6 protein-coding genes and 1 pseudogene are annotated in these 6,791 nt (G+C 68.3%); 1 reads left to right on the plus strand and 6 read right to left on the minus strand.

Features of this window, described 5'->3' with window-relative positions; all coding sequences use genetic code 11:
- From A5652_RS18275 to A5652_RS18300, 6 genes are all read right to left on the minus strand, one after another.
- Positions 1-2,146: fumarate reductase/succinate dehydrogenase flavoprotein subunit (locus tag A5652_RS18275; protein ID WP_197514007.1), on the minus strand; the 2,146-nt coding region annotated here is incomplete at its 3' end.
- The gene (locus A5652_RS18280) at positions 2,143-2,895 is read right to left on the minus strand and encodes an ABC transporter ATP-binding protein (RefSeq protein WP_067354507.1); all 753 of its coding nucleotides are present in this window, start codon (positions 2,893-2,895) and stop codon (positions 2,143-2,145) included. The genes A5652_RS18280 and A5652_RS18275, both read right to left, overlap by 4 nt.
- On the minus strand, positions 2,892-3,767 hold the full coding sequence (locus tag A5652_RS18285) for an ABC transporter permease (RefSeq protein ID WP_067354511.1): 876 nt from the start codon (positions 3,765-3,767) through the stop codon (positions 2,892-2,894). Before A5652_RS18285 ends, A5652_RS18280 begins: the two co-directional genes overlap by 4 nt.
- Positions 3,764-5,155: an ABC transporter substrate-binding protein gene (locus A5652_RS18290; RefSeq protein ID WP_067354514.1), complete on the minus strand. Its 1,392-nt coding sequence runs from the start codon at positions 5,153-5,155 to the stop codon at positions 3,764-3,766. The genes A5652_RS18285 and A5652_RS18290 overlap by 4 nt, the downstream gene beginning before the upstream one ends.
- 25 nt (positions 5,156-5,180) lie before the next feature.
- Entirely contained in the window at positions 5,181-5,411 is a 231-nt protein-coding gene (locus A5652_RS18295) for a ferredoxin family protein (protein ID WP_067354520.1), read from the minus strand.
- On the minus strand, positions 5,408-6,178 hold the full coding sequence (locus A5652_RS18300; RefSeq protein ID WP_067354525.1) for a GntR family transcriptional regulator: 771 nt from the start codon (positions 6,176-6,178) through the stop codon (positions 5,408-5,410). The genes A5652_RS18295 and A5652_RS18300 overlap by 4 nt, the downstream gene beginning before the upstream one ends.
- 229 nt (positions 6,179-6,407) lie before the next feature.
- Here A5652_RS18300 and A5652_RS18305 point away from each other — a divergent pair.
- A pseudogene (locus A5652_RS18305) lies at positions 6,408-6,791 on the plus strand (hypothetical protein); the annotation flags it as partial.

Here is a 6,791-nt window from a genome sequence, read left to right on the forward strand (position 1 = left end):
CGCCGGCCCGGCGTGCGGCCAGCACGTGCAGTACCGCCGCGCGCACCACCCGATCGACTGAATCCAGGTGTTCCCGAACGCTTTCCGGCTCGGGCAGCACCTCGACCAGCTCGCGGATACCCTCGGCGCTGGTGAGGCGGACCGCGGCATCGGCGTCGTTCAGCGCGGCCACCAGCGCCGGCGCATAGCCGTCGGGAATGTGCTCGGTCAGCGTCGACACCGCGGTGCGGCGCACCCCCGGATCCGCATCGGCAAGGTAGGGCCGAAGGTCGGCCATCGTGGGCTCCTCGAGCCCAAGGACCTCGGCGATGCGCGGCGACGGCGGCTCGAACGCCGTTGCCGCGGGGCTGATTCGAGACACCGCGGTGGCCGGCGCTTGGCCGCCGACCAACGGCGGCTGCTCCACCGGGTACACGGTCTGGTCGGTGGGCGGCAGGCCGTCGAGCTCCGGGACCGGCACGAGATACGGTGCCACCGGCCGCTTGAGGAACACCATCGCGCCGTCGGCGTCCTTGCGCAGATTGAGGTGATAGCCCCACTGGTTGTCGTCGCGGCCGGGCAGGTCGGCGCGATCGTGATAGAGGCCCCACCGCGATTCGGTGCGGGTGTGCGACGAGCGTGCCGCCATCTCGGCGCAGTCCCGGATGAACGACACCTCCACCGCGCGCATCAGCTCGTGCGGATTGCGGGCGCCCATCTCGGCGATCTCGGCGCTCATGCGCTCGAAGGTGCGGATGGCCAGGGACAGCTTGGCGCCGGTCTTGGGAGGTGCGACGTAATCGTTGACGAACCGCCGCAGCTTGTATTCGACCTGCGGTTGCGGCGGACCGTCCGGATGCCGCAGCGGCCGGTAGATCAGCTCGTGCGCCTCGCGCACCTGTTCGGCCGGAAGCTGTTGCGGCGCTGTGACATCGGTCAGGGTCGAGGCCGCGTGCGTGCCCGCCAGATCGCCGAACACGAACGCCCCGATCATGTAGTTGTGCGGGACGCAGGCCATGTCGCCCGCGGCGTACAGGCCCGGAACCGTGGTGCGGGCGTGCTCGTCTACCCACACACCCGATGCGGAATGCCCACTACACAAGCCGATTTCGGAGATGTGCATCTCGATGTCGTGGGTGCGGTAGTCATGGCCGCGGTTGGCGTGGAAGGTGCCCCTGGTCGGCCGCTCGGTGGTGTGCAGGATGTTCTCCAGGGCGGTCAGCGTCTCGTCGGGCAGGTGGGACACCTTGAGGTAGATGGGTCCGCGCGCGGAGTCGATCTCGGTTTTGACCTCGGCCATCATCTGTCCCGACCAGTAGTCGGAGTCGACGAACCGCTCGCCGTGCGAGTTGACCTGATAGCCGCCAAAGGGATTGGCGACGTACGCACATGCCGGGCCGTTGTAGTCCTTGATCAGGGGGTTGACCTGAAAGCACTCGATGCCTGACAGCTCCGCGCCCGCGTGATAAGCCATCGAGTAGCCGTCGCCGGCGTTGGTGGGGTTCTCGTAGGTGCCGTACAGGTAGCCCGACGCGGGCAGCCCGAGCCGCCCGCAGGCGCCGGTCGCCAGGATGACCGCCTTGGCGCCCACCGTGACGAATTCGCCGGTACGCGTGTTCAGCGCCGCCGCGCCCACGGCCCGGCCTTCGTGGGTCAGCACCCTGACCGGCATCAGCCGGTTCTCGATCTGGATCTTCTCGCGCATCGACCGTTGCCGCAGCACGCGATACAGGGCCTTCTTGACGTCCTTGCCCTCGGGCATCGGCAGCACGTAGGAGCCCGAGCGGTGCACCCGGCGTACCGCGTATTCGCCGTGCTCGTTCTTTTCGAACTTCACCCCGTAGCGTTCCAGCCGCTGCACCATCGCGAAGCCGCGGGTGGCGGTCTGATACACGGTGCGCTGGTTGACGATTCCGTCGTTGGCGCGGGTGATCTCGGCGACGTAGTCCTCGGGCTCGGCCTTGCCAGGGATCACAGCGTTGTTGACGCCGTCCATGCCCATCGCCAGCGCTCCGGAGTGGCGAACGTGGGCCTTTTCCAGCAGCAGCACCTGCGCGCCGCTCTCGGCGGCCGACAGCGCCGCCATGGTGCCCGCGGTGCCCCCGCCGATGACCAGGACGTCACAGTCGAGCCGGACCGGGGCCGCCGGGTCGGGAATCTGCATCATGCCGCCTCCGCGTGATGGTTCAGTGCCGCAATGACTTCAGCGCGCAGCGCGGCGCGCTGCTGATCGACGCGCGGCTCCGGCACGTCGATCAATGTGCGCAGCGGCTGACCGGCCCTGCCCAGCACGGCGATGCGATCGCCGAGCAGCAGCGCCTCGTCGACATCGTGTGTGACGAAAACGATCGTCGTCGGATGGGCGCGCCAGGTGTCGATCAGCAGCCGCTGCATGGCCGCACGGGTCTGGGTGTCCAGCGCGCCGAACGGCTCGTCCATCATCACCGCGCGCGGCGCCCCGGCCAGCCCGCGCGCCAGCTGGACGCGCTGCCGCATGCCGCCGGACAGGCTCTTGGGCAGGTAGTCGCCGAAGCCGGTGAGACCGAGCTCGGCGATCCAGCGGTCGGCCTCGGCGCGCCTGCCTGCCCGGGGCGCACCGCGCAGCCGAAGGGCCAACTCGATGTTGGAGCGGACGGTGCGCCACGGCAGCAACGCGTTGTCCTGAAACACCATGCCCCGGTCGCCCGAGGTGGTCGTCACCTCGTCGCCGTCGGCGACGATCCGGCCCTCGTCGGGCCGCAGCAGTCCCGCCATGGCGCGCAGCACCGTCGACTTGCCGCAGCCCGAGGGACCGGTGAGCACCAGGATCTCTCCGGGACGCACGGTCAGGCTCAGCCCGTCGATCACCGGTTCTCCGGTGTAGGACAAACGAACTCGATTCAGCTCAAGGCTCACTCCGGCCTTTTCCAAAGTCATTGCCGGCCTTCCTCCTCCGCACGCGGCAGCCAGCTGGTCACCCGGCGGCCCACGACCTCGACGGCTGCCGCCGTCGCGAAACCCAACACACCGATGGTGATGATGCCGACGAACACCTGCGGATAGGCCAGCACGGTGTAGTCCTGCCAGGTGCGGTAGCCGATCCCCAGCCGGCCCGAGATCATCTCCGCGGAGATCACGCAGATCCACGCCACGCCCATACCGACCGAAAGGCCGCCGAACACACCCGGCAGGATGCCCGGCAACACCACCTGCTTCAGCACATCCCACCGGCCGCCCCCGAGCGTGCGCACCGAGTCCTCCCACAGTGTGGGCAGCGCACGCACCGCGTGCCGGCTACTGACCAGGATCGGGAAGTATGCCGCCAGGAAGGTGATGAACACGATGCCGGCCTCGTCGGTCGGGAACAGCAGGATCGCCACCGGCACCATCGCGATGGCGGGGACGGGCCTGACCAACTCCGCCAGCGGGCCGAAGGTGTTGGCGAACAAGCGCGACCGGCCCAGCAACACACCCGTCGCGACACCGACCACCGCGGCCAATCCGAACCCGGTGAGAATTCGGATCAGCGACTGCGCCAGATCAAGCCAATACTCGGAGCTTCCGAGCCGGCGTCCCAGCGCGTGCACGATCTCGGTGACCGTGGGCAGCGTGTCGAAGCGCAGCAGCAGCCGGACCTTGTCGGCGGTGAGCACCTGCCATAACCCGATCGCGGCGGCGACCGATGCGAGCCTTAGCAGCCGCCACGGCCAGGGCGAACCGGCTCGTCGCGGCGTGGCCATCGCCGGGGCCGTGTCGACGACCGGCGCGGTCGTCGGGGCTACCGGGTCGCCGGTGAGATACGCGGTCATACCGAACCTCCAAGGGCCTGCTCGTAATTCACGATCGTGCCGCCGCCCGGGTGCGCGGCGAGATAGCGATGCGCGCCCGCCGGTGTTCCGAACGGCAGGTAGTTCTGGCCGTCCTTGACCCAGACCGCCTTATCGGCGAACCACCGGGTGCCCAGCTCCGTGTCCGGAACGTAGGCGGCACGGACTTTGGCGCCGCGGGCGGTCGCGTCCCGCACCGCTCGAAGCAGACTGGTCGGGTCGACGACCGTTTGGGTGGAATCCGAACCGTCCAGCCACAGTTCGCTCGCCAACGCGGGATCCCCGCGGAGCGCGGACGGGTTGGCGGTGGCGGCCCGGGCCGCGTCGTAGTTGAGGCCGCGAGCGCCGAATACGGTGCGCAACGGCCCATCCTGGACGAAGCCGGATACATCGAGGTCGGTGAAGTCTCCGATCGACTTCAGATACGGCACATCGTTTTTCAGCGCCTCGACCAGTGACGGTTTGAGCGTGGTGTCGAACGACGTACCGCCGGGACCGTTGTAGAGGTACACGACTTCCTGCGCCAGCCCCGCCGCCTGGGCGACGATCCGGGCGGCCTCCAGCGGTTTGGAGTTGAGGAAGTCTCCTGCGTCCAGTTGCGCCTGCAGGAACGCGCCCAGCACCTCCGGGTGGGCCGACGCATACGAGCGCCGGACCACAACGCCGTGCAGCGTGGGCAGGTTCAGCTCGGCGCCGTCGTACAGCAGCTTTGCCTTGCCCTGGAACACCAGCAGGCCCGGCCAGGCGACGAACTGCGAAAGGCCCTGTACCTGGCCGGATTCCAGGGCGGAGGCGCCCACCTGCGGTTGCTGGTTGAGCACTTCCACGCCTTTGATCCCGGCCCTATCCAGCGCCCGCATCAAGGTGCCGTGACCGGCCGAGCCCACGCTGGCCGAGACCTTGGCGCCGGCCAGGTCGCTCAGCGTGGTCGCCGACGAGCCGGGCGCCACGACCACCATGTTGAGGGCGCCCTTGGGGTTGTAGCCGGTGATGGAGACGATCTCGGTCTTCGCCAACGGGTTGGCCTGCGTCTTCGAGCCGTTGATCAGCATCGGATAGTCGCCCATCGAGCCGATGTCGATCTTCTCGGCGAGCATCTGCGCGGTGATCGGGGCGCCGGTGTCGTAATCCTGCCACCGCACCGCGTATTTGGTGCCGGTGCGGGAGGTGATGTCGGCGAGCCGGCGTTCCAGGTAGCCCTGGGCACGGAGCAGGGTACCCGCGGTGACGGTGTTGATGGTCTTGGACTGATAGCCCACCACGACGTTGACCACGCCGGATGACTGCGACAGAGATTCCAGTGAGCAACCGGAGGTGAGCGCGGCGATCGCGAACACCACCGACGCCAGCCGGATGGCGCGTCGTCTCATGAAAGGTCCTGGGGTCGGAGGCTTTTCAGCGAATGAGATAGGGCATGTTGACGGTGACGGCGCCGGTGGGACAGCGGGCCGCGCAGGGGCCGCAGTACCAGCACTCGTCGACGTGCATGTACGCCTTGCCGGTGTCGGGGTTGATGGCCAGCGCATCGAGCGGGCAGACCTCCACGCACAGCGTGCAGCCGTCGATACACAGCGACTCGTCGATCGTGACGGGCACGTCGGCGCGGTTGTTGTTGATCAGCGTCATGGGTTGCTCCTCATCGGCTCGACTCTGAAAAGGTTGCCCCGCATGGTGATTCGATCGCCCCGCATCCGGATGTACTCCAGGTCGACGGGCGTGCCGTCGGCGAGGCTGGTGAGCCGCTCCAGCATCAGCAGCGCCGCGCCGTCGGGCACCTGCAGCGTGGCCGCCGAATGCGCGTCGGCCGGAATGGCCTCGAGCGCCAGCGCCGCCGAGCCCAGCCGTTGCCCGCTCACCTCCTCGATGAGCGCGAACAAATCGTTCGTCTCCAGCGGATGATTCAGCACCTCGCGGCCCAGTTCCGGGGCGAGGTAGGTGAGGTCCAGGCTGAGCGGTAGGTCGCCGAGGTAGCGCAACCGCTCGACGAACACCGCCTGCTCACCCGGCTGCAGCCGCAGCCGGCGGGCCACCGACGGCGGCGCGGTGACGGGCATTGCGGCGCGCACCTCGTTGCGGACCTCTCCGAGATCCTTGAACGTCTCCTTCAGGCCCAGCAGCGCGTCGAGCCCGTGATCGTATTTGCGCTGCGCGACGTGCGTACCGACCTTGGGTCCACGATCGATCAGCCCCTCATGCTTGAGTACGGCCAATGCCTCGCGAATGGTGTTGCGCGATACCGAGAATTCGGCGGCCAGCTCCAGCTCGGGCGGCAGGCCCTCCGGGTAGGCGTCGGCGTGGATCTGCTGGCGCAACACATCGGCGACCCGGCGGGCGCGATTGGACCGGGAGTCTTGGATATCCCGGCTGGGTACTGGTTGCGCCACGGGAGTCACGCTAACGCAGCTCAGGGCCGCTTTTCGGGCCGCCGGTGAGGGCCCGTGCCGGCAGCCGGACGTATTGCGCCGGGCCGCCTTTGGGCCCGACCAGCGAAAACCGCCACCCGCCGCGCTATTGCGCCACCTGCGAGAACCCGCCGGCTTTGCGATCCCGGTGAGCAGAACCTGCCACGAAATGGAACCCGCCGATTCCCGCGGGAACCCTCGACGAAGGAAGATGGCTTGCATGACTGACGTTTCGAAACACGCGCTGACCAAGGTGCCGGCGGTCACCCTGGGCTTCTGGGTCATCAAGGTTCTGGCGACGACGTTGGGCGAGACGGGCGGCGACACCGTCACGATGACGCTGAATTGGGGCTACGCCGCCGGTGTCGCAATATTCGGCGTCGCGCTGGTGGTGCTGGTTGCGGCGCAGATCCTCGCCAAGCGATTCCATGCGGTCCTCTACTGGGCGACGATCGTGGCCTCGACGACGTTCGGCACCGTGCTGGCCGATTTCGCGGACCGATCACTGGGCATCGGCTACACCGGCGGGTCGCTGGTGCTGCTGGCGTGCCTGCTGGCCACGCTGGGCCTCTGGCGGTGGTCGCAGGGCACCGTGTCGGTCAGC

The organism is Mycobacterium sp. 1165178.9, from assembly GCF_001673555.1.
GTDB lineage: Bacteria > Actinomycetota > Actinomycetes > Mycobacteriales > Mycobacteriaceae > Mycobacterium.

Coding starts and splice junctions, on each gene's coding strand:
- A5652_RS18285 (WP_067354511.1), bottom strand. CDS start 3,767: ATGACCGCGTATCTCACCGGCGACCCGGTAGCCCCGACGACCGCGCCG.
- A5652_RS18280 (WP_067354507.1), bottom strand. CDS start 2,895: ATGACTTTGGAAAAGGCCGGAGTGAGCCTTGAGCTGAATCGAGTTCGT.
- A5652_RS18295 (WP_067354520.1), bottom strand. CDS start 5,411: ATGACGCTGATCAACAACAACCGCGCCGACGTGCCCGTCACGATCGAC.
- A5652_RS18290 (WP_067354514.1), bottom strand. CDS start 5,155: ATGAGACGACGCGCCATCCGGCTGGCGTCGGTGGTGTTCGCGATCGCC.